Origin of the sequence: Enterococcus sp. DIV2379 (assembly GCF_050542965.1) — a bacterium.
In the GTDB taxonomy this organism is placed as follows: domain Bacteria; phylum Bacillota; class Bacilli; order Lactobacillales; family Enterococcaceae; genus Enterococcus_D; species Enterococcus_D entomosocium.
This window is the reverse complement of record NZ_CP172938.1, coordinates 2,833,085-2,854,155: the sequence shown is the minus strand read 5'-3', so window position 1 is coordinate 2,854,155 and position 21,071 is coordinate 2,833,085. Positions and strand designations below refer to the sequence as shown.

Genomic DNA, 21,071 nt, shown 5'->3' with positions numbered 1-21,071 from the left:
AGGAACAATGATGAAAAAAATAGTATTAGTTTGCGCTGGCGGCATGTCTACTGGCGTCTTAGTAAATAATATGAAAAAAGCAGCGCAAGAAAAAGGAGAAGCGGTGGTGATCGATGCGTTCTCCATTGAATCGGTCACGACTGCAGCAAAAGATGCTGATTGCGTACTGTTAGGACCGCAAGTTTCTTACCGATTAAATGAAGTCCAAGGCTTAGTTGCTTGTCCAGCAGCCAGTATCGACATGCGCACCTATGGCATGATGGATGGAAAAAAAGCATTGGAACAAGCACTTGAACTAATAGGAGAGTAGAATGGAAGAAAAAGAACAAATTTGTTTTCAGATTATCTCGCAAGCGGGTATGGCAAGAAGTTGCTTTTTTGAAAGTATTCAAAAAGGAAGAGAAGCCCAGAATCTGGCTGCACTGCAAGCAATCGAAAAAGGAAAAGAACACTATCATGAAGCCCATTTGGCACATCGGAAGTTAGTTCAACAAGAAGCTCAAGGGGACAAAGTTTGGATGTCCTTACTATTAAGTCATGCGGAAGATCTTTTGATGAGCGCAGACATCATGAGTGAGCTTGCAAAAGAGTTTCAAGGGTTGTATGAAGAAATTCAGGCAATTAAGCAAACGATTCAGTCTACTGGCTTCTAGCCGAAAATCGCAATAAGAAAAAGAAACGAAGTGTCAGTCTTTTGACAATACACTTGGTTTCTTTTTGCTTAAATTTGGCACGCAAGTTGACAGGATTGCTTGAAAGTGTAGGATAGAAGAAAGATGGAACTTTAAATCAAGGCAAGGAGTCGGACGATGAAAGTTTTAAAATCCCATACCGCACTTTTGATCATCAGCAATACGATCACGATCATCCCGTATCTTTATTTCTTATCTTTGAGCAAAGAGCAGTCGCTAAGTGCAGCATTAGCCTTTGCGCTCTTTTATACCTTTCGCATGACAGGGGTCTTTTTCTTACAGACGCTTACGGCGCTTTTTGCACCATCATTGTTAGCAGCAAGTGTCTTGATCGGCGGCGCCGGCGCATTGGTAGGTATCTTGAGCATCTGGTGGAGCGTGGCACTCTTGCCAGCTGCTGGTTTGTTGGGGATCAGTGCTTCTTGGCTGCCGCCAGCTGATCTGATGGTACGACAAAAAGCCAAGCTCACTGAACAGCCGCTGAAAAATGATTGGAAGGAGGCGCTGTTCTTTCTTTTTGTTTTACTGTTTGCCTTACGGTTGCCTGATGACCTTCAAGGCGTTGGCCTATTTGGCAGTTATTTTGCACTCTTTGTGCTGGCAGCTAAGAGTAGTCAAACCTTCAACAACCTCCCAAAAAGACCGTTGATGCAGCGCAACCAGTTATTCAACAAGCAGTTTTTGTTGTATTTCTTTTTCTTTCTCTTACTGTTTGGCTTGCGATCAGCCAGGCTGATCAAGTCGAATGCCCTGTTTGAGTGGGCGATTACTGGCTTCTTGTTTCTCTTTGCTTTGCTGCTGATCACTTTAACGAAACGCAGCCGCTCGTGGAAACAGCCGCTTCACTTGAACATCCTCACCTTTATTCGGGGAGTGATCGGTAACTTTCTTTTTCTTTTCGGCTCGGTCTATGTTACCGGTCGATTTGGGGCACAAGCGCTTAGTACTCACGTTTACTTGCCTTATGCACTGGGCCTTTTTGGCGCAATGTTTCTCGGAGGAAAACTCGCACGCTTGCTAGAAAAACAGTTAGTACCGGCGTATTTGCTTGGATTGATGGTTGGTGTTCTTCTATTTAGCAGCGATCTTTTGATCCCAATAAGTTTATTTGTCATTAGTTTCTTTAATGCGGGATTGAATCAATGGCTCACGAAACAGTATTTGGCGGCAAAACCGGAAGCAATTGAACAGCAGAGCTTAGCCAAGTATGCCACACAAAGCAAAGGGAGTCTGGTACATCAATTTCTTTTGATGACACTCCTATTTGTTATTCTTCGTTTTGAACATCAGCCGTTGGCTTTCTTGTTTCAGCTATCAGGAACGACGGCAACGAATCAGACCTCAAGGATCCAAAGCTTTTTAGAGCCAGCAAAATGGGGCTCGATTGCAGGAGTACTCTGTTTGCTAGTAGGTGGACTGGTGGTATTTTATCGGCAACTAAAGAAAACAAAAGTATAAGCGTCGTTAACTGACACTGTCTTATTTCTAGACGGTGTCTTTTTTTTGAAATCGCATAAAAACCGAACATTTATCGTTTTATCTTTCTTTATGATAGTGAATTTTATTGCACTATTTTCGAATAGCGTTAAAATAAGAACATCGTGTTAGTGAAAAAGGAACATTAAATGAACGGCTTTTTCCTGACAATGTCTTAGAGAACGGGGGAAATCAAACAAATGGCAACCATTCACTATTTTAAAGGAGATGTTTTCCATACGCCAACTGATGGAAAACTAGAATATATAGAAGAAGCTTTGATTCAAGTCGATGACGCAGGGATCATCGTAAAAGTGACTGCTAAAACAGATCAAGGGTATGAGTCAGAGCTGGCGAAAGCATCAGAGAATCTGCAGGCATTATCTGCAGGCCAGTGTTTTTTACCTGGGTTTGTTGATCTGCATGTCCATGCACCGCAATGGCCGCAAGCAGGAATCGCGTTAGATGAACCGTTAAATGTTTGGTTAGATGAATGCACGTTTCCGCTGGAAGCAAAATATGCCGATCCAGCATTTGCCAAAGCTGTCTATCAAGATTTGGTGGCACAGCTATTGGCAAGAGGAACGACAACGGTTCTTTATTTTGCAACGGTCCATCTAGAAGCGAGCCTTCAATTGGCGAAGACTTGTGCCACTCTTGGTCAACGGGGATTAGTCGGAAAAGTCGTTATGGACGATCCCCAAGCCAATCCTGCTTTTTATCGGGACGCGTCAACAGAAGAGGCGTTAGCGGATACAGAACGTTTTATTCAAGAAGTACAAGCAATCGCAAAGACTGCACCTCAAGGCGTTTATCCTGTGGTTACTCCGCGATTTGTCCCGAGCTGTACCGATGAAGGCTTGGCAGGGTTAGGCGCATTGGCTGAAAAATATGATGTCCATGTTCAGACCCACTGCAGTGAAGGGCAATGGGAACATGACTTTGTTCAAGAGCGATTTGGCAAAACGGATACCGAAGTGCTGCAAGATTTCGGCTTGTTGCGAGAAAAAGCAGTGATGGCTCATGGCAATTTCATCAGCCCAGCTGACGGCGCCCGTTTTGTCGAAACCGGCGCCGCAGTTGCGCACTGTCCCATCTCAAATGCCTACTTTGCCAATGGCGTGATCCCAATCAAGCGCTTGAAAGAACAAGGGGTCACGATTGGTTTAGGAACGGATATCTCCGGCGGTTTTTCACCGAGTTTGTATGACAACATCAAACAAGCTGTGATGTCTTCGAGAATGTTAGAAGATGGCGTGGATGTCACGCTTCCTCAAAACACACGAGGAGTAGCTGATTCTCGTATATCCGTGATCGATGCGTTCTCATTGGCGACAAAAGGCGGCGGTGAGGCACTGAGATTACCAGTAGGTGTCATCAAAGAAGGGTATGCGTTTGATGTGCAAGTGATCGATACGCGACAAAAAGAAAATCCTTTGCCTGACTTCGGTGTGTTTACTTCACCCGAAGCAAGATTACAAAAAATCCTGTACTTAGCAACGATGCAAAATATTCGCCAAGTCTGGGTCCAAGGAAAAAAAGTACACGAAAAATGAGGAGAATGAGACAGTGGAATCAACGAAAAACAAACATTTAACGATCGGAATGAACGAAGACATTCCCTTTGGTCAAGCAGTACTTTTAGGATTACAGCATGTGTTGGCAATGGACGTGTATGTGCCGCCATTTATTATCGCAACCGCGGTGGCGATGTCCTCTTCAGACGCATCAGGTTTGATCCAATCGACCTTTTTAGGAGCAGGGATCGCTTCTTTGATCCAAGTCCTCTTTTTCTTGAAATTACCCGTATGTCAAGGACCATCCTTTGTACCCGTTGGAGCGATCATCGGTATTTATTTTGGTGCCAACGGCATGGACACGGTGTTAGGTGCCAGCATTGTTGGTGCCGCAGCAGTCATTTTACTAGGTTTTACTGGAATCTATAAGTATATCGTTCGTCATTTTATTCCTACGATCGTCAGTGGAACGATCATCATGATCGTTGGTTTGACGCTGTTGCCAACGGCCTTTACTAGCAATATCTATCCTGCCACTGAAACACTAAGTGCCAATCAAAACATGTTGTTGGCTGCGATTACTGCGGCGATTTTGATCTTGTTTTCCATGTTAGGCGATTATTTTCCAGGAATGGGAAAATACTTCCGAATCAGTTCGGTCATTATTGCTTTGGTTATCGGTACCGTGATTGCTTCCTTTATGGGAGGCGTTGATTTTCAGTCGGTGGCGGATGCTTCTTTCTTTAGCCTGCCAAAACTGGTATTTCTAAACTATGGCCTGCATTTTGATGTTTCAGCGATCTTAACGATGCTAGTGATCTATATGGTTCTCCTAGCAGAAACAACAGGAACTTGGTACGCGGTCAGTTCTGTGACAGAAGAACCTGTTACGGATGAACAGATCAATAAAGGCGTGATCGGTGAAGGGTTAGGCTGCTTGGTTGCCGCCTTAGTTGGAACGACACCTGTAACTGGTTATTCTACCAATGCAGGGATCATTTCGATCACCGGGGTTGCTAGTAAAAAAGTCTTTGTGATGGCGTCCGTCTGGTTTATCCTATTGTCCTTCATGGGAAAACTTTCAGCCTTGATTCACGCAGTACCTTCTGCTGTCATCGGCGGCGTGTTCGCGGTCGTCTGTGTCATTATTTTGTTGAGCGGCTTTCGGGTCATTAAGAATGAAGAGTTTTCCGAGCGTGAGTTGTATATTATCGGGGTACCATTGATTATTGCCATCGGCTTGTTGTTTATGCCAGCAGAAATCAAAGAATCTGCGCCTCAATTCTTACAATATTTATTAGATTCACCGATTGCTTTAAGCGCTATTGCGGCGATCGTCATGAATAAATTGATCCCAGTGAAGAAAAAATAGGAAGTAAATGAGGAATGAGACCTTGTCTCGTTCCTTCTTTTGTTACAAATCTGTGTAAAAAGAGGGTTTTTTGTAATATAGGAAAGGTTTTCTAAGGTTAACTGGTTTACCTAGAAACAAAATAACTGTAATGTTAAAAATTACAGCAGAGAAAAGCTTGATATGATAGTCTTTTTCAATTCTTACGAAACGTAAGGCAACTGTCGTTTTCGTAATCATCTGTAATGATTTCTTTACCTATGAAATATTCTTCGGTGTTAGACTTGTTTATGCGCTTGAGTCATCTCAAATGACGCAAAATGAGTTTCAAAGAAGGAGATTTAATTATATGAAGTCTTTAAAAACTGTTTTACTTAGTACAGCTGTCCTTGCCGGTTTCGGCCTTTTCTTAGGTGGGAAAGACGCCTTTGCAGACGAACAATACACTGTTCAATCTGGTGATACATTATCAACAATCGCTACTAACTTTTACGGTTATAGCTCTGATGATACGATCAGTGCGATCGTTGAAGCAAACGAGATTGCTGATAAAAACTTGATTTTTGTTGGGGAAGCATTGATCATCCCTACAGATGGCACTGCCACTTATACAGAATCTGCAAACACGACTGCTGCAGCAAGTGTACAACAACCAAGTGAACCAGCAGCTTCACAATCAAGCAACACACAATCTGCTGCTGCAAGCACACAAAGCAGCTCAAGCTACAGCTCTTCAGCTAGCGGCTCAGAAGCTTCAGCAAAAGAATGGATCGCAAACAAAGAATCTGGTGGTTCTTACACAGCGACAAACGGACAATACTACGGCCGTTACCAATTAACCAACTCTTACTTAAATGGTGACTATTCAGCTGCTAACCAAGAAAAGGTTGCCGATGAATATGTTGCATCACGTTATGGTTCTTGGTCTGCTGCCAAAGCATTCTGGGAAGCAAATGGTTGGTACTAAGATTCTAAAATGAATCTTGTCCATGACATCTAGTAATCAATTGCCCTTATTGGCGAGTACATCTTACTCGCTGATAAGGGTTTTTTTGTATCTTCTGAGAGAGATGAATGAATGTAACGCCGCATGCAACTCTCAAGAGTCATTTTCAGGCAACATGCCATTGATAAAAAATCCCTTTTTACACGGCAACCATGTATAATAGTAGGAAATAGAGCAGAAAGCGATTCAATCTGTCAAAATTGAGACAGAAAATGACGGTTTTGATAGTAGAAAGTGAGGGAAACACAATGAGTACATCGATTGAAGAAAAAATTGCACAAAAAATGCAGCGATTTCAAGCATTTGGGGAAGGCTTGCCGGGAGCCAAAGTCTATTACCGCGAAGATTGGGATGCAATCTACTTTGATTTAGTAGGAAAACAGTTTGGGATCATGAGTCCGCAAGCAGAAGAAACAGCATTTTTGACTTTGAAAAATCTGCCCGAGGTCAACGAAACGCTGCGAGAGCAATTTCCTGACGTCATCATTCCGGGGTATTATGCCAATAAGACCCATTGGAATACCATCAAGTTGGCATCTGATGCCTTGATGGAAGAAAACATCGAACAAATGATTTTGGTTTCCTACGATCTAGTCAAACAAAAACTGACAAAAAAACAAAAAAGTGAGCTGTAAAACAGCGAATCGTAAGTCAAAGATTTAGCGCCAGAAAATAAGGAAGACCCTCTTGAGGATCATCATAATCCCTTTATTATTCGTTATTTTCGCCAACATTTATGCAATATTTTCAAAGAGCTTTCATGAAAGCTCTTTTTGTTTTATTTGTTCGCTTGTTTCTAGTCGTGATCCATGGTAAATTGTTGTGCAACCGAAATTTTTTGGCAGTCTTTTCTGCTAAACACAAAGGAGTGGTACGTATATGGATCTGGTCTTACGCCATGTCAAAAAGTACAAAGCGGCAACCAGCATTGCCTTATTATCGGTCATTTTAATGGTCGTTGCTGCATTATGGCAGCCAAAGCTCTTGCAGCAAGTGCTAGAATCAATTATTACCGAAAACAATGATGAAATGAAAAAAATTGGTGTGCAGTTGATTGGGCTAGCATTGCTAGGCCTTGTTGCAGGGATCATCAACACGGTTTTTTCTGCGAAAGTGGCGCAAGGCGTTAGTGCCGATATTCGGGAAGAGATGTTTCGGAAAATCCAGACATTCTCATTTGGAAATATCGAAACCTTCTCAGCGGGAAATCTTGTGGTGCGCTTGACCAATGACATCACGCAAATTCAAAACTTAGTGATGATCTCGCTACAATCGTTGTTTCGGATCCCGTTCTTATTTATCGGTGCCTTCATTTTGGCGATGACAACCATGCCGCAACTGTGGTGGATCATCGTCTTACTGATTATCGCTGTCCTAGTGATTACGGCACTATCCTTTACACGGATGGGCAAACACTTTATGATCATCCAGAACTTGATCGACAAAATCAATGGGATTGCCAAAGAAAATTTGATGGGGATTCGTGTGGTGAAATCTTTTGTTCAAGAAGACAACCAACTGCAAGGCTTTTCTAAAGTCAGTGAAACGTTAACGAAGCATAATATTATTGTAGGAACCCTGTTCTCTGTAATGATCCCCTCCTTTATGCTGGCGGCCAACTTAGCAGTGGTCGGCGCGATTTTCTTTGTCAGTGATCTAGCGAAAGATGACCCAACTTTGATTGGGGGAATTGCCTCATTCATGAATTATTTGATGCAAATTATGATGGCGATCATTATCGGCGGCATGATGATGATGATGACTTCACGGGCTGCAGTTTCGCTAAAACGGATCAAAGAGATTCTAGATACCGAACCGGATCTGCAATACCAAGATGTCCCAGAACAAGAATTGTCTGGAAGTGTCGCTTTTGAAAACGTCAGCTTCCGTTACCCTGGGGATGAAAAAAATGCCCTAACGGCTATCAGTTTTACCATCAAACCTGGCGAAATGATTGGGATCGTAGGAGCGACTGGTGCCGGCAAATCAACACTGGCGCAACTGATTCCCCGTTTGTTTGACCCAACAGAAGGTGTCGTGCGGGTTGGCGGTGTTGACTTGAAAGAAGTCAATGAACAAAGCTTGCGTAAAACGGTCGCTTTTGTCTTGCAAAAAGCGATCCTCTTTTCAGGAACGATTGCCCAAAACTTACGGCAAGGGAAAAAAGATGCCTCAGAGTCTGAGATGTCTCGCGCAACAGAAATCGCTCAAGCCAGCGAATTTATTCAAAAATTGACAGCGGGTTTTGAAGCGCCGGTCTCCGAGCGCAGCAGCAATTTTTCTGGAGGACAAAAGCAACGCTTATCGATTTCTCGAGGCGTGATCGGTGAACCGAAAATTTTGATTTTGGATGATAGTACGAGTGCATTAGATGCTCGTTCGGAAAAATTGGTTCGCGAAGCGTTTGAAAAACAATTAAAAGACACGACAACAATCATTATCGCGCAAAAGATTGCCTCTGTTGTGAAAGCCGACCGCATCTTCGTTTTAGATAATGGACGTTTGGTTGGTGAAGGAAGCCATGAATTTTTAGCCAATAACAATGCCATCTATCAAGAAATCTTCGCAACACAGAAAGGAGAGGAGTAACCATGACAGATTTGTTCAAAGCGAGTAAATTTTTCTACCATTACTTAAAACAATACAAGTGGTCGTTTCTATTCATTTTTGTGACGGTGATTCTGGCAACGTATTTGCAAGTACAAGCGCCAGTCTTTATCGGAGAAGCGTTCCAGGAATTGGCGAATTATGTTGGCGGTTTGATGCAAGGGGTCGATGATAAATCGGCTTTTCTATCGATCATTTGGAAACTGTTGATTTTTTATGTCTTAGCCAGTGCAGCCAATTTTGTCTATAGTATCTTGTTCACGCAAGTGGTGGGGAAATCAACCAACAGAATGCGGATCGGTTTATTTAATAAACTGGAAAAATTGACGATCAAATTCTTTGATTCTCATCAAGACGGTGATATTTTGAGCCGTTTCACCAGTGACTTGGATAACATCCAAAACAGTCTGAACCAAGCATTGTTGCAAGTGCTGACCAATGTAGTCTTAATGGTGGGGATCTTGATCATGATGTTCCGTCAAAACGTTGAATTGGCATGGGCAACGATTGCTTCTACCCCGATTGCGGTGTTGATCGCGGTGATCGTGATCCAAAAAGCCCGCAAATATGTCGATCTGCAGCAAGATGAAGTCGGAAAATTAAACGGCTATATCGATGAAAAAATCAGTGGTCAACGAATCATCATCACCAATGGACTGCAAGAAGAAACCATCGATGGTTTTCTGGTCCACAACCAACAAGTCCGGGAAGCTACCTACAAAGGGCAAGTCTACTCTGGGCTGCTTTTCCCCTTGATGCAAGGGATGTCCTTGTTGAACACGGCAATCGTGATTTTCTTTGGTGGCTGGTTAGCATTGAACGGTGACTTAGAACGTTCCGTTGCTTTAGGATTAGTTGTGACCTTTGTCCAGTATTCGCAGCAGTATTACCAACCATTGATGCAGATCTCTTCTGGTTACAGCATGATTCAGTTGGCGATCACCGGTGCGCGCAGAATCAATGAAATGTTTGATGAACCTGATGAGGTCAAACCAAAAGACGGGATCAAAGTGAAGGGCATCAAAGAGGCGGTTGCTTTGAATCATGTGGACTTTGGGTATGACAGTCAAAAATTGGTCCTAAAAGATGTGTCGATCACGGTCAACAAAGGCGAAATGGTCGCATTGGTCGGACCGACTGGTTCAGGAAAAACGACCATCATGAACTTGTTGAATCGCTTCTATGATGTGAATGGTGGTTCTGTGACCTTTGACGGCATCGACATCCGGGAGCTAGACTTGGATCTGCTGCGTTCTCAAGTGGGAATCGTTTTGCAAGAATCCGTGCTGTTCTCAGGGACGATTCGTGAAAACATTGCTTTTGGGAAACCAGAAGCGACCGAAGCAGAAGTCATTGCAGCAGCGAAACAAGCCAATATCCATGAGTTTGTTATGACGTTGGAAAAAGGCTATGACACGGAGATCACCGAAGAGAACAACCTTTTCAGTACTGGTCAAAAACAATTGATGAGTATTGCCCGAACGATTCTGACCAATCCAGAATTGTTGATTTTGGATGAAGCCACCAGTAATGTCGATACCGTGACCGAAGCGAAAATTCAACGAGCAATGGATGAAGCAATCAAAGGACGAACCAGTTTTGTGATCGCCCATCGCTTGAAGACAATTTTGAATGCCGATCGCATCGTTGTCTTGAAGGACGGCGAAGTCATTGAAGAAGGCAATCACCATCAATTGGTGGCGGCTGACGGCTTTTATGCGGAACTGTATCACAATCAATTCGTTTTTGAATAAGCGCAAACCAACGTAAAATCATCAAGAAGACACTAGCAGGACAGCCCGAAATTTCGTCAACTAATCGACGAAACAGCGGGCTGTTTTTTTTTTAGGTTAAAGCAAGCGCTTCTTATGACGACAATGTCTATGAGCAGTTAGTGGTATAAGAGATCCGTTGATCTGATAAACAAAAAAGATCAGCCTTAAGCATGGTCTTCTTTGGTTTTTTAGTGATACGCAGCGGTTTGAGTCAACCACTCAATAAAATGGTCTGGCTGTTGCGTATCCTGTGCCACGATATTCCACTGCTGGTTTTTGCAGCGGGTGCATTCATGCAGCACCTGATAGCCTTTTTTGGAATGTTGGCGATAGTCAATCGGTCGCATCAAGCCATGGCAAGTATTTTGACGATCACCCGGGCGAATATCCACGTGTAACGAGTAGAGACACTGGGGACAATGGTTGCGGTAAGAACCATTGGTCAAGGGTGCCACAGGCGTACTGCAGTTTTTACAAACAAAGGTCGTATTTTCACCTTTTCTCATTTTGCTTTCCTCCAAAAGAATGATTTCTTTTGAGAGAAAAGGGTTCCGTTCGTTCTTCATCAGGCTTCTTTGGCTAGGGACACATTCACCGTCCGTAACGATTACTTCTGCTTCCAGCTTCATGCGATTTCGCAATCCGTACCACGCTTAGTTTTTTCGTTTTGTGCTAAGCACTGTGTTGCGGCAGCCCACAACCCAGCAGTAAGTGTAGTCCAAAGTCACTGTCATTGGCGTCGTCCCCTAGAAAGCAATTGAGGAATGCTTTTTCATAGAGTCCCTCCTATGTGTTTATGAGGGGATTATAGCAGAAATAGAGTTGGAATTCTATGACAGAGAAAACCTGATCGTAATTTATCTCCTTTTTTATCTTTAAAAACAACAAAATGTAGATTATAATGCTATTTTATGACAAAATGTTCGTATGCAGGTTTCGCTCAATTTTATTTTGGTCACTGAAGAAGAGACACGGAATCACAAAATGGAGGAAGGATGACCTAACGAAAGGAGAACAAAAATGTTTGGTACGAACAAGAAATCTGAAAATTCGAATGGCACACAAGGCAAGAAACGAAAAAAGCGTTTGACTGTAGAAGACCTGATCAACCAGTATATTGTAGAAAAAGAGGTTCATGAATTGAGTGAGGGACTGTCTGTTCAGATCTTTAATGACTTATCTGCACACCGAATACATTTCATGGAGATCCCCAACCTTAGTTACAAAAATCTCGGAGCAGCTATCCAAATCGACCAAAACTGGATTAAAATCAAGCAACAAGATACGATCATCAAACAACAGGCACAGATCATTCAGCTTTTGAAAGAAACACGATAGAAGAAAAGTGTTTTTTTCTATTGAAAAACCGAAGAACGAGCTGAGCGTTTTTCCTTGAAAAGGAGGGCCGTTAGCTGGTTCTTCGGTTCTTTGTTGACGATGAAAGATTAATAATACTCCCCGTGGCGATAGTCCCATGAGTTGAAGTGATCAGAAAGGTACATTTGGATTTTTTCAACATCGAGTCCTTTACGGATCAAGACAGGTGCGGGAGTGATGGAGCGTTGGTCTCCTTGCTCTGGAATCAAGTTACCGTCTTTATCAACGAAAGAAACCATGACTCCTTGTTCGTAGCGGGTTTCCAGCGTTTTGTCTGGTTGGATCGATGCAACATAGTCGTTGCCTTCAATGATTAGATCGGCTTCTTGCGCGATTTGTTCGCCGATCCCTTCAACAAGTCCGCGGTTTCCTTTGCCTGAAGGGTTCGCTGAGCTGGCGAAAAGCAATTTCTTTTTTTGATCCCAAAGTTCTTTTGAGATCTGCTCACCAGGGACACCGAATTTGATCACGAAACAGCTGGTTCCCCGAACGTCCGTCATCAATTCTTCTGAACCATCTTTTGGGATATAGGCTTTTCCTGATTCTTTCCAAGGCAAAATCGCACCGAATAACACGTCATTGTTCCAACACGTTTCATAAACGGCGGCGGTTTCCGCATTTAATTCGGCTAATTCATGTAGCTGCTCCAATGAGCTGCAAAGAACGACGCCTGGTTTGTTACGCTTGCGATTCTTTGCTGAAAACTTGCGTTCCAGCCCTTTTTTATCAGAGACGGCAATGATATAGCCGACTTTGGTTGGGCAGACGATCACTTTGCCTTCTTCATTCAAATAGTTGATCGCTCGTTGGTTTGGTTCTCCTGTCCATGGGACTTGTTTTGCTTCATTCACTCTCTTCATCCTCCCTGTCTTCCAATGAATCGCCGTTATGAAAAATATAACGGAATATTCTGAAAATTCTGATTGAATATGGTTACCCTTGATGATAAGGGAATCAATCCGCGTAGTCAAGGGGATTTACACCAGAATGTAAAAAGAGTGGAATAGAAAGATCGAATATGCATCACTAGAGAATAGAGTGAATGATTGACAGCAATACTATTTTTTTCCGCTTTGTATGAAAAAATTGACTGTTTTTTATGTTATTTATATGGGAAGATAGGCTTATAGATAGAAGAATGCAATCAATTTGATAGTTTTTTTGAAAAAAAGAAAGAGGAGTATCATGAGTGAAAAGAAAAAAATACGCAAACTTTTGCTGGCATCGATTGTCGCTGGGAGTATCTATGGCGGCGGTGCCTTGCTTTTTGGGTTACTGGTCAGTTATAACGTCCTCTTGTTAGATGGTGTTTATACATTGATTGGTGCAGTGATGTCACTGATTGCTTTGTATGTGGCAAAATATATCCAAGCCCAAGACTTTGAACGTTTCCCATTCGGCAAAGAAGCGTTGATGCCGTTGGTTGTTTTTATTCAATATAGTATCATCTTGCTGATCTCAATTTATGGAATCATTGAATCTGCTTTTAGTTTATTACACGTCAGTGATGGCATGATTGATCCAATCGGTTTGTATTTCTCGCTGATTGGTACGATCTACTGTTTCTCTTTTTACTTGTACTTAAAAAAGAAACCACTGACTCATCCCTTTTACTGGGTAGAACTAGAACAATGGCGTTTCGGCTTTTTCTTTAGTCTGGGTGTCGTCGGTTCATTTCTTGTGTCATGGCTGATTCAAGCCAGTCCCTATGGGAATTTTGCGATGTATGTCGACCCAATCATCTCCATCGGGATCACCCTATTCTTTATCCAGCTTTCGATAAAAGAGTTGAAAGCAGCGATTTTAGAATTGACTTCTTCTACCCCAAAAGAAGAACTGCGAGAAACGATCATGACGATCGTTGAAAAAGAATTGCGCGCAGAAGAAGTGGTGGACTTTGTGTTACGTACCGCTAAAGTCGGTAATCAAGTTATTGTGGAATTAGATGTAGTGATTTTACCTGCAACTCCTCTTGATACAGTAGGGCGGCAAGATCCCTTGCGAGAACGATTGAATCAAGCAATCAGTCAACAGATTTCCGGTTATTCCCTCTGGCTAAACATAAATTTTGTCGGTGACATCAAATGGGCGTATAGTGAGGAGTAAGAATGGCTGCTAATCGGTCACTGACGGAATCAACTTGTGAAAATGACAGAGAAAAGAGGAAACAAATGACAATTCTGAAAACCTATGGAAAAATCACCGCAGCACTTTTCTTGTTAGCGGCAAGCATCAATTTATTTTTAGGCCCGCATCATGTGGCAGCTGGCGGTGTCAGCGGAATCGGTATTTTATTAGAGTCAGCACTCGGTTGGGATCGAGCGGCTGTGATCATGGTCTTGAATATTCTCATGCTTATTCTTGCCTATGCCTTTTTAGGGAAGGGCCCTTTTTTGAAAGTCCTTTATGGTAGTTTTGCTTTTCCAGTAGCAATTGCTTTAGTCCCAGAATATATGGTGGCTGAAGACCGGCTGCTTTCCGTGATTTTTGGCAGTGCGATTTTTGCTTTAGGAGTAGCGATTTTGTATAAAAATCAATCTTCTAGCGGTGGCACAACGATTCCACCGCTGATTTTCAAGAAATACTTTAATTTGAATCCAGCGATTGGCTTGCTGGCGACCGATGCGATCGTTGTTTCTATGAACTTGTTCGTTTTCGGGTTTGAAGAGTTCTTGTTTGCGATATTATCGATCGTGATCACCTCTGGTGTGATGACCTACATTGAAACGGGCTTTAACCGGAAGAAATCCATCATGATCTTAAGTGAGAACCACGTGAACGAGATTCGAGAAGCAGTCTTTGATAAAACAGCTCGTGGTGCCACACTATTGGCTGCCCAAGGCGGCTACCAGCAAGCAGACAAACAAGTACTGTTGATCGTGGCCAGCGACCAAGAATTTATGCAGATCAGACAAATCATTGAGACCATTGATCCAAAAGCGTTTGTGATCGTCAATAATGTCTCAGAAGTACTGGGCCAAGGCTTTAGTTATCACCCAATCGAATGAGCGTATTCTCGCTTGTTCAGCGTATGAAACCACCCTCGTCAAGTAGGCAATCTACTCGACGAGGGTGGTTTTTAAGGTCCATGATTTTCAAATAGCTTTACTCCGTAAAGTAATCGGGAAAGGCCTTTTCCACAAAAATCAAATCGTTATCAATGACATCAATGTGTTGTCCGACCAAGGGAGCAATTTTGGCTTGGTCTTTTTCTTTTAAAGTGGCTAAGATTTCTTCGTGATCCCGCAAAATAATTTCCCAAGACAATTCCTCCACCTCTAAACGTAAGAAGCGGAAGCGATTTAAAGGCAGATTGATCGTTTGTAGCCAATTCCAGACATTTTCTTTGTCTGCAATCTTATAGATCAACTGATGGAAGGCCTCGTCGAGTTGGAAAAACTCGATTTCATCCTTCAATTGGGCATAGGTCCGCTGCAAAATAACGAGTTTTTCTAGTTCTTTCAGCTGCTCTTCTGTAATGGCTTGGCAGGCCGCTACGAATACTTCTTTTTCAAGCGTCTCTCTGACAAAACGAGCTTCTTCAATTTGTTTGATACTGATTTTAGAAATATAGGTGCCGCTTTGGGGAACGACATGGATCAGTGCTTCACGGCGCAGACGAATAATTGCTTCACGGATCGGCGTCCTGCCAATGGTTAGCCGTTGCTCCAATTCCTTTTCAGATATTTTTTGACCGGGAATCAGTTTGGCGGTTAAGATCAACTCTTTGATTGATTCATAAGCTTGTGATTGAAAATTTGTAGGGTTCAACATAAACGCTTCTTTCTGTATCAGGCATTCAATTACCTTCTAAAGAAAAACTCTGAAGGAAGGTGCCTAGGGATAGTTTTGAGTAATAAAACTAGTATATAAGTTGAATAACCTTTTGTAAAGGCTTGCAATTCAGTATAGAATGAACTAGAATACTAATATATCAGTTTTAAGAAAAAGGAGGAAGTAGGATGTTTGATTTTGCTGCCTTGAAGCAGGCAGGAGTTACGATGCCGATCGTTCCCAAAGAAGTGACGGATCAATCAGATACTCAGTTTCAATGGTTACACTTTGGTGGGGGAAATTTGTATCGGGCATTTCACGCAGAAGTAGCCCAAACGTTGATCGATCAACAAGCGCTGACAAAAGGAATCGTAGTTTGTGAAACCTTTGATGAACAGGTGATTGATCAAGTATATGCCCCTTACGAGAATGATATTTTAGAAGTGGTCATGCATGAAGGGGGACGGTTGGAGAAAAAATTGCTCCAGTCAACGGCGGCTAGTTATTATTGCCATCCTTCCCGTGCTGCGAGTTATGAGCAAATACGCAAAGTATTTCAGGAGCCGTCACTACAGTTGGTTACCGTAACGATCACAGAAAAAGGCTATGGCTTAAAAGACAGTCAGGGGAAATTTTTACCTGTCGTACAAGCGGATCTCGCTGCGGGTCCCCATCAGGTCAACCATACAATGAGCATTTTGGCTAGCTTTTTATGGGATCGTTTTCAATCAGGGGCACTTCCGATCGCTATGGTTTCCACCGATAATTTTTCGCAAAATGGGCTCCGTTTCCAAATGGCGATTGTCACCATCGCAAAAGAATGGCAAAAGCTGGGGCATGTTTCAGAAGCGTTTGTCCGATACTTAGAAAACAACGCGCAGGTGACGTTTCCGTGGTCAATGATCGATCGGATCACGCCAAATCCTTCGACAGCAGTTGCAGAGGAATTAGCAGCAGCTGGCATTCAGCAGTTGCCAGTTACACATACCGATAAAGGAACGAATATCGCTCCGTTTGCTAACACAGAGGCGACTCATTACTTGGTGATTGAAGATGATTTTCCAAATGGTCGCCCGAATTTGGATAAAGCGGGGGTGATCTTGACGAGTCGAGAGATCGTCGACAAAACCGATAGTATGAAAGTCACAACTTGTTTGAATCCACTGCATACCGCAATGAGTTTGTTCGGCTGTTTACTCGGTTATACATCTATTGCTGCGGAAATGACCGATCCAGATATTGTTGCTTTGATCAAAGGAATCGGCTATCGTGAAGGCTTGCCGGTAGTGGAAGATCCTGAGATCATTCAGCCAAAGAAATTTATCGATGAGGTGGTGGGCCTTCGTTTACCGAATCCCCTGATTCCTGACACTCCACAGCGGATCGCCGCAGATACCTCACAGAAAATCGCCATCCGTTTTGGCGAAACCATCAAAAAGTATGTGGAGAAAGAAGGCTCGGCTTCTGAGCTGACTTTCATTCCCTTAGCGATTGCAGGCTGGTTGCGTTATCTATTAGCGATCGATGATGAAGGCCATCCATTTGGCCCAAGTCCTGATCCCCTCTTAGCAGAATTACAAGAGATTTTACGTGAGTGTCAGTTAGGGACAGCCGCCGATGTTCAAGGGATCATTCGACCAATCTTAGCAAATCCGCAGATTTTTGGTTTGGATCTTTATCAAGCAGGAATCGCTGAAAAGGTGGGTCACTTGTTCGCTAAGATGCTGGCAGGAACCGGCGCAGTCCGTAAAACATTACATGAAACAGTAGAAGGGATCGAATAAAAAATGGAAATGACATTTCGTTGGTATGGAAAAGACTACGATAAAATCAAGTTAGCAGATATCCGTCAAATTCCTGGAATGAAAGGCATCGTCGGCACACTCTTTGATTTGCCTGCTGGGGCAGTTTGGCCGAAAGAACGGATCAAGGCGCTCGTGGAAGAAGTCGAAGCAGTTGGCCTTTCCCTGAAGGTGATCGAAAGCGTCAATATTCATGATGACATCAAGATTGGCTTGCCTTCGAGAGACCTGTATATCGAAAACTACAAAAAAACGATTCGTAATTTGGCAGCATATGGGGTCGAAGTGATCTGCTATAATTTTATGCCGATTTTCGATTGGATCAAAACGGATCTCGATTATCGCTTAGCCGACGGTTCTTCTACGATGGCATTTGAAAAAGCAGGGATCGACAAAGACCCAGAAGAGATCGTCAAAGAAGTTGAGGAGTCAAGCTCTGGCTATACCTTGCCAGGCTGGGAACCAGAACGTTTGGCACATGTCAAAGAATTGTTTGCTGCGTATAAGGATGTCGATGATGACAAATTAAGAGAAAACTTTGCTTATTTCCTAAAAGCCATCATTCCCACCTGTGAAGAGGTCGGCATCAAGATGGCTGTTCATCCAGATGATCCTCCCTATTCGATTTTTGGTCTGCCTCGTATCGTTAAAAACCGCGATGATTTGGATTGGGTCTGCAACGTGGTAGACAGTCCGTCAAATGGTATCACACTTTGTACTGGCAGTATCGCCGAAGACCCAGCCAATAATGTCTATGAGATTTTGGCTGAGTTTTGTCGCCGGGATCGGATTCCTTTTGCCCATGTTCGTAACATTCAATACTTGGGCAATGACAAAGACTTTTATGAAGCACCGCATCTCTCATCTGAAGGCTCATTAGACATGTATCAGATCCTAGAAGCGATGTACAAAAATGGCTTTGACGGCTACATTCGACCAGATCATGGGCGAATGATCTGGGGAGAAACGGGACGTCCAGGCTATGGCTTGTATGATCGGGCGATCGGCGCTTCCTACTTATTAGGGTTGTGGGAAGCCATCGACAAGAGCGTGGGGCGTTAAGAAAAGGAGCGAAGAAATGTTTTTAACTGACGATTTTATTTTGAAAAACAGCTTTGCCAAACAGTTGTACCATGAGTATGCAAAAAAGCAGCCGATCATTGATTACCATTGCCATTTAGAGCCGAAAGAGATTTTCGAAAACCAAAACTTCACCAATCTCACCCAAGCGTGGCTGGCGGGGGACCATTACAAATGGCGCTTGATGCGTGCCAATGGTGTTGCAGAATCTTTGATCACTGGCGATGCTGATGACTACGAAAAATTCTGTGCTTGGGCGCAGACCTTGGAGGCTTGCATTGGCAATCCATTATATGTCTGGACCAATTTGGAATTGAAGCGAATCTTTGGTATTGATGAGCGGTTGACACTAGCCAATGCAGCAAGCATTTGGGAAAAAGTCAATCAACAGCTGCAGACGAAGGAATTTTCACCACGAGAACTGATCAAAAAGATGGCCGTTGAGGTAATCTGTACGACGGATGATCCCATTGATTCGTTGACATATCATCAAAAGTTGGCAGAAGAATCCTTTGCCGTGTATCCTACCTTTCGTCCTGACAAAGCAATCAATCTGCAGAATCCAGAATTTCCAGCATACCTTAAGCAATTGGCTGCAGCTGCGAACAAAGAAATCACTAGCTATCAAACGCTGGTTGAAGCATTGGCCGTACGTATTTTTTACTTCCAGCAACGGGGCTGTCGTTTAGCAGATCACAGTCTATCACGTCTTGGAGAGGAAGCCTACGATACCGCTGCACTTGAAGCGATTTTTCAGAAGCGTTTGACCACTGGGACACTGACTAATGAAGAAATCAGACAGTTTCAAACCGGCTTGCTGATTGACTTGATGAGCCAATACGCGAAGCAAGGCTGGACCGCGCAATTGCATCTGATGGCGACTCGCAACAACAGTCAAAAACTTTTCCAACAACTAGGACCTGATAGCGGCGGTGATGCGATGGGGGACGATCGTCTAGCGAGCGGCTTGAGTCGGACATTGGCGCAGCTTCAGGCGGAAAGCTTATTGCCGAAGACGATTTTGTATTCACTGAACCCCAAAGATTATCCAGTGTTGACTGCGCTGATGGGGGCGTTCCAAGAAGAGAGCAAAGGCAAGCTGCAATTAGGCTCTGCTTGGTGGTTCAATGATACGTATTCTGGTATGCGATATCAGTTGACGACCCTAGCAGAAGGCGGGATTCTCGGAAACTTCGTCGGCATGCTGACGGATTCTCGCAGCTTTTTGTCTTACCCACGCCACGAGTATTTCCGGCGGATTTTGTGTCAGGTGATCAGTGAATGGGTGGAAGACGGACAACTGCCAGCAGATGAAATGTATTTAGGGCAGATCGTCGCAGACATCTCCTATCACAATGCGAAAACCTACTTTGATTTTCCAAACTAATGACTACTCGATTCGTTCTTGGCTTGCTAGAGAAGGAATCGAGTGTTTGGATGGCTATTGCTAAAGTTGCGTCTGTTCATTTACTATTGGCAGGGAATCCAGTACTATGATAGAAAGAATCAAAGAAGGAGCGAGTAGTATGAATCCATTCTATGAAGAAGTCTATGCGCTGGCGCGGCAGATCCCTTTTGGTAAAGTCGTCTCCTATAGTCAGATTGCGTGGAAATTGGGACAAATCAACGGCGCGCGAGCAGTCGGTCGAGCGATGCGCTTGAGCCCTCAGGATGTCCCTGCCCATCGAGTCGTGCGGGCAGATGGCGTCTTAGTTGGTCCCACCGCCAATGTGCGAAAAGCAGCACTCGTCGATGAAGGGGTGGTCTTCAAAGCCAGTGGTCGTATCGATATGAAGGCTTGCAGTTGGTCCATGAGCGAGATCGCTCCCGCTCAAATGAAGGAGCCATTATGAAAAAACGTGAATTTATCGTGCAAGATCTGTTGAGTAAAATCTATCAGGAAGAATTTTCTGCCGGCAAATTACCCAACCAAAGAACCCTTGCGCAAACCTATGGCGTTTCGCGGTTTACGATCCAGCAAGCAATCAAAAACCTTGAAGAGATCGGGATCGTCAAAGTAGTTCAAGGTTCAGGGATTTTTATCCATGAAAAATGGGTCAAAAATCCAATGATCTTTAATTCCTTGACCCGTACCCCTTATGACCGAATCCATTCCAAAATGATTTCCTTGAATAAGGCGGCAGCAACGTTGGATGAACAGCAGATTTTCCAAATAGGCCCAGACGAGGAGGTCTGGACCTTTGAACGAGTGCGGATCGTTAATTACAAAATCGAACAGCTGGAAACCTCTAAATTGCCTGTCAGCCTATTTCCCGAATTGACACAAGAAATCGTGGAGCACTCGATCCAACGCTATGTCGAAAGCTGCGGGTACCGCATTTCCCACTACATCACCAGCTATACCCCCATCACCACATCGACTGCGCAGTCGGGCATTTTATTGTGCAAACGGGGGACGCCGGCAATGCAGATCAGCAATCGGGCGATTTTAGAAGACGGCCGCGTGTATGAGTTCAGCAATATCGTTGCCATTGATTATGCCGTGACCTACATCCGTCCCTTTGACCGCGAGATCCATCGCTCACGCATCGATTGATTTGGAAAAGCAAATTTGCCAGTTGCGTCTTTTTTACCCAGAAAGAACAAAGACATC

At 43.5% G+C, this 21,071-nt stretch carries 20 protein-coding genes; 17 read left to right on the top strand and 3 right to left on the bottom strand.

Features of this window, described 5'->3' with window-relative positions:
* Positions 1-10: 10 nt before the first annotated feature.
* From IGI92_RS13085 to IGI92_RS13045, 9 genes are all read left to right on the top strand, one after another.
* Positions 11-310 (top strand): PTS sugar transporter subunit IIB, encoded by a 300-nt coding sequence (locus IGI92_RS13085; RefSeq protein ID WP_008380633.1) that lies wholly within the window; start codon positions 11-13, stop codon positions 308-310.
* A gap of 1 nt (position 311) precedes the next feature.
* Positions 312-653 (top strand): PTS lactose/cellobiose transporter subunit IIA, encoded by a 342-nt coding sequence (locus IGI92_RS13080; protein WP_005234093.1) that lies wholly within the window; start codon positions 312-314, stop codon positions 651-653.
* Positions 654-809: 156 nt separating this feature from the next.
* Positions 810-2,150 (top strand): hypothetical protein, encoded by a 1,341-nt coding sequence (locus IGI92_RS13075; RefSeq protein ID WP_086332655.1) that lies wholly within the window; start codon positions 810-812, stop codon positions 2,148-2,150.
* Positions 2,151-2,368: 218 nt separating this feature from the next.
* Complete coding sequence (guaD, locus tag IGI92_RS13070) at positions 2,369-3,724, top strand: guanine deaminase (RefSeq protein WP_005234095.1); 1,356 nt, start codon at positions 2,369-2,371, stop codon at positions 3,722-3,724.
* Positions 3,725-3,773: 49 nt separating this feature from the next.
* On the top strand, positions 3,774-5,057 hold the full coding sequence (locus IGI92_RS13065; RefSeq protein WP_016612741.1) for a uracil-xanthine permease family protein: 1,284 nt from the start codon (positions 3,774-3,776) through the stop codon (positions 5,055-5,057).
* 328 nt (positions 5,058-5,385) lie between these two features.
* Positions 5,386-6,003, top strand: coding sequence for a LysM peptidoglycan-binding domain-containing protein (locus IGI92_RS13060; protein ID WP_034878363.1), 618 nt, complete (start codon positions 5,386-5,388; stop codon positions 6,001-6,003).
* Between the two features lie 287 nt (positions 6,004-6,290).
* Positions 6,291-6,677: an MmcQ/YjbR family DNA-binding protein gene (locus IGI92_RS13055; RefSeq protein WP_034872119.1), complete on the top strand. Its 387-nt coding sequence runs from the start codon at positions 6,291-6,293 to the stop codon at positions 6,675-6,677.
* 244 nt (positions 6,678-6,921) lie between these two features.
* Positions 6,922-8,631 (top strand): ABC transporter ATP-binding protein, encoded by a 1,710-nt coding sequence (locus IGI92_RS13050; protein ID WP_005234099.1) that lies wholly within the window; start codon positions 6,922-6,924, stop codon positions 8,629-8,631.
* A 2-nt stretch (positions 8,632-8,633) separates the two neighbouring features.
* A complete protein-coding gene (locus IGI92_RS13045; RefSeq protein WP_005234100.1) occupies positions 8,634-10,403 on the top strand; it encodes an ABC transporter ATP-binding protein in 1,770 nt (589 codons plus the stop codon).
* A 209-nt stretch (positions 10,404-10,612) separates the two neighbouring features.
* Here the strand turns inward: IGI92_RS13045 and IGI92_RS13040 are convergent, their stop codons facing one another.
* A complete protein-coding gene (locus tag IGI92_RS13040) occupies positions 10,613-10,930 on the bottom strand; it encodes an RNHCP domain-containing protein (protein WP_301388234.1) in 318 nt (105 codons plus the stop codon).
* Between the two features lie 514 nt (positions 10,931-11,444).
* On the opposite strand from IGI92_RS13040, the gene IGI92_RS13035 reads away from it, so the two are divergent.
* Positions 11,445-11,762, top strand: coding sequence for a hypothetical protein (locus IGI92_RS13035; protein WP_005234102.1), 318 nt, complete (start codon positions 11,445-11,447; stop codon positions 11,760-11,762).
* A gap of 107 nt (positions 11,763-11,869) precedes the next feature.
* Here the strand turns inward: IGI92_RS13035 and IGI92_RS13030 are convergent, their stop codons facing one another.
* Positions 11,870-12,661 carry an L-threonylcarbamoyladenylate synthase gene (locus IGI92_RS13030; RefSeq protein ID WP_005234103.1) on the bottom strand — a complete coding sequence of 264 codons (792 nt, stop codon included), beginning with the start codon at positions 12,659-12,661 and terminating at the stop codon, positions 11,870-11,872.
* 325 nt (positions 12,662-12,986) lie between these two features.
* On the opposite strand from IGI92_RS13030, the gene IGI92_RS13025 reads away from it, so the two are divergent.
* The gene (locus IGI92_RS13025) at positions 12,987-13,907 is read left to right on the top strand and encodes a cation transporter (protein ID WP_086297959.1); all 921 of its coding nucleotides are present in this window, start codon (positions 12,987-12,989) and stop codon (positions 13,905-13,907) included.
* Positions 13,908-13,972: 65 nt separating this feature from the next.
* On the top strand, positions 13,973-14,809 hold the full coding sequence (locus tag IGI92_RS13020; protein ID WP_005234105.1) for a YitT family protein: 837 nt from the start codon (positions 13,973-13,975) through the stop codon (positions 14,807-14,809).
* A 97-nt stretch (positions 14,810-14,906) separates the two neighbouring features.
* On the opposite strand, the gene IGI92_RS13015 is transcribed toward IGI92_RS13020, so the two are convergent.
* Positions 14,907-15,575 carry a GntR family transcriptional regulator gene (locus IGI92_RS13015; protein ID WP_005234106.1) on the bottom strand — a complete coding sequence of 223 codons (669 nt, stop codon included), beginning with the start codon at positions 15,573-15,575 and terminating at the stop codon, positions 14,907-14,909.
* Positions 15,576-15,763: 188 nt separating this feature from the next.
* Between IGI92_RS13015 and IGI92_RS13010 the strand changes: the two genes are divergently transcribed.
* From IGI92_RS13010 to IGI92_RS12990, 5 genes are all read left to right on the top strand, one after another.
* Positions 15,764-17,359 carry a mannitol dehydrogenase family protein gene (locus tag IGI92_RS13010; RefSeq protein ID WP_301388236.1) on the top strand — a complete coding sequence of 532 codons (1,596 nt, stop codon included), beginning with the start codon at positions 15,764-15,766 and terminating at the stop codon, positions 17,357-17,359.
* Between the two features lie 3 nt (positions 17,360-17,362).
* Positions 17,363-18,439 (top strand): mannonate dehydratase, encoded by a 1,077-nt coding sequence (uxuA, locus tag IGI92_RS13005; RefSeq protein ID WP_008380661.1) that lies wholly within the window; start codon positions 17,363-17,365, stop codon positions 18,437-18,439.
* A gap of 16 nt (positions 18,440-18,455) precedes the next feature.
* Positions 18,456-19,844, top strand: coding sequence for a glucuronate isomerase (gene uxaC / locus IGI92_RS13000; RefSeq protein ID WP_400449839.1), 1,389 nt, complete (start codon positions 18,456-18,458; stop codon positions 19,842-19,844).
* 139 nt (positions 19,845-19,983) lie between these two features.
* Positions 19,984-20,310 carry an MGMT family protein gene (locus IGI92_RS12995; protein ID WP_008380664.1) on the top strand — a complete coding sequence of 109 codons (327 nt, stop codon included), beginning with the start codon at positions 19,984-19,986 and terminating at the stop codon, positions 20,308-20,310.
* Positions 20,307-21,014 (top strand): GntR family transcriptional regulator, encoded by a 708-nt coding sequence (locus tag IGI92_RS12990; protein ID WP_005234110.1) that lies wholly within the window; start codon positions 20,307-20,309, stop codon positions 21,012-21,014. Before IGI92_RS12995 ends, IGI92_RS12990 begins: the two co-directional genes overlap by 4 nt.
* Positions 21,015-21,071 lie beyond the last annotated feature (57 nt).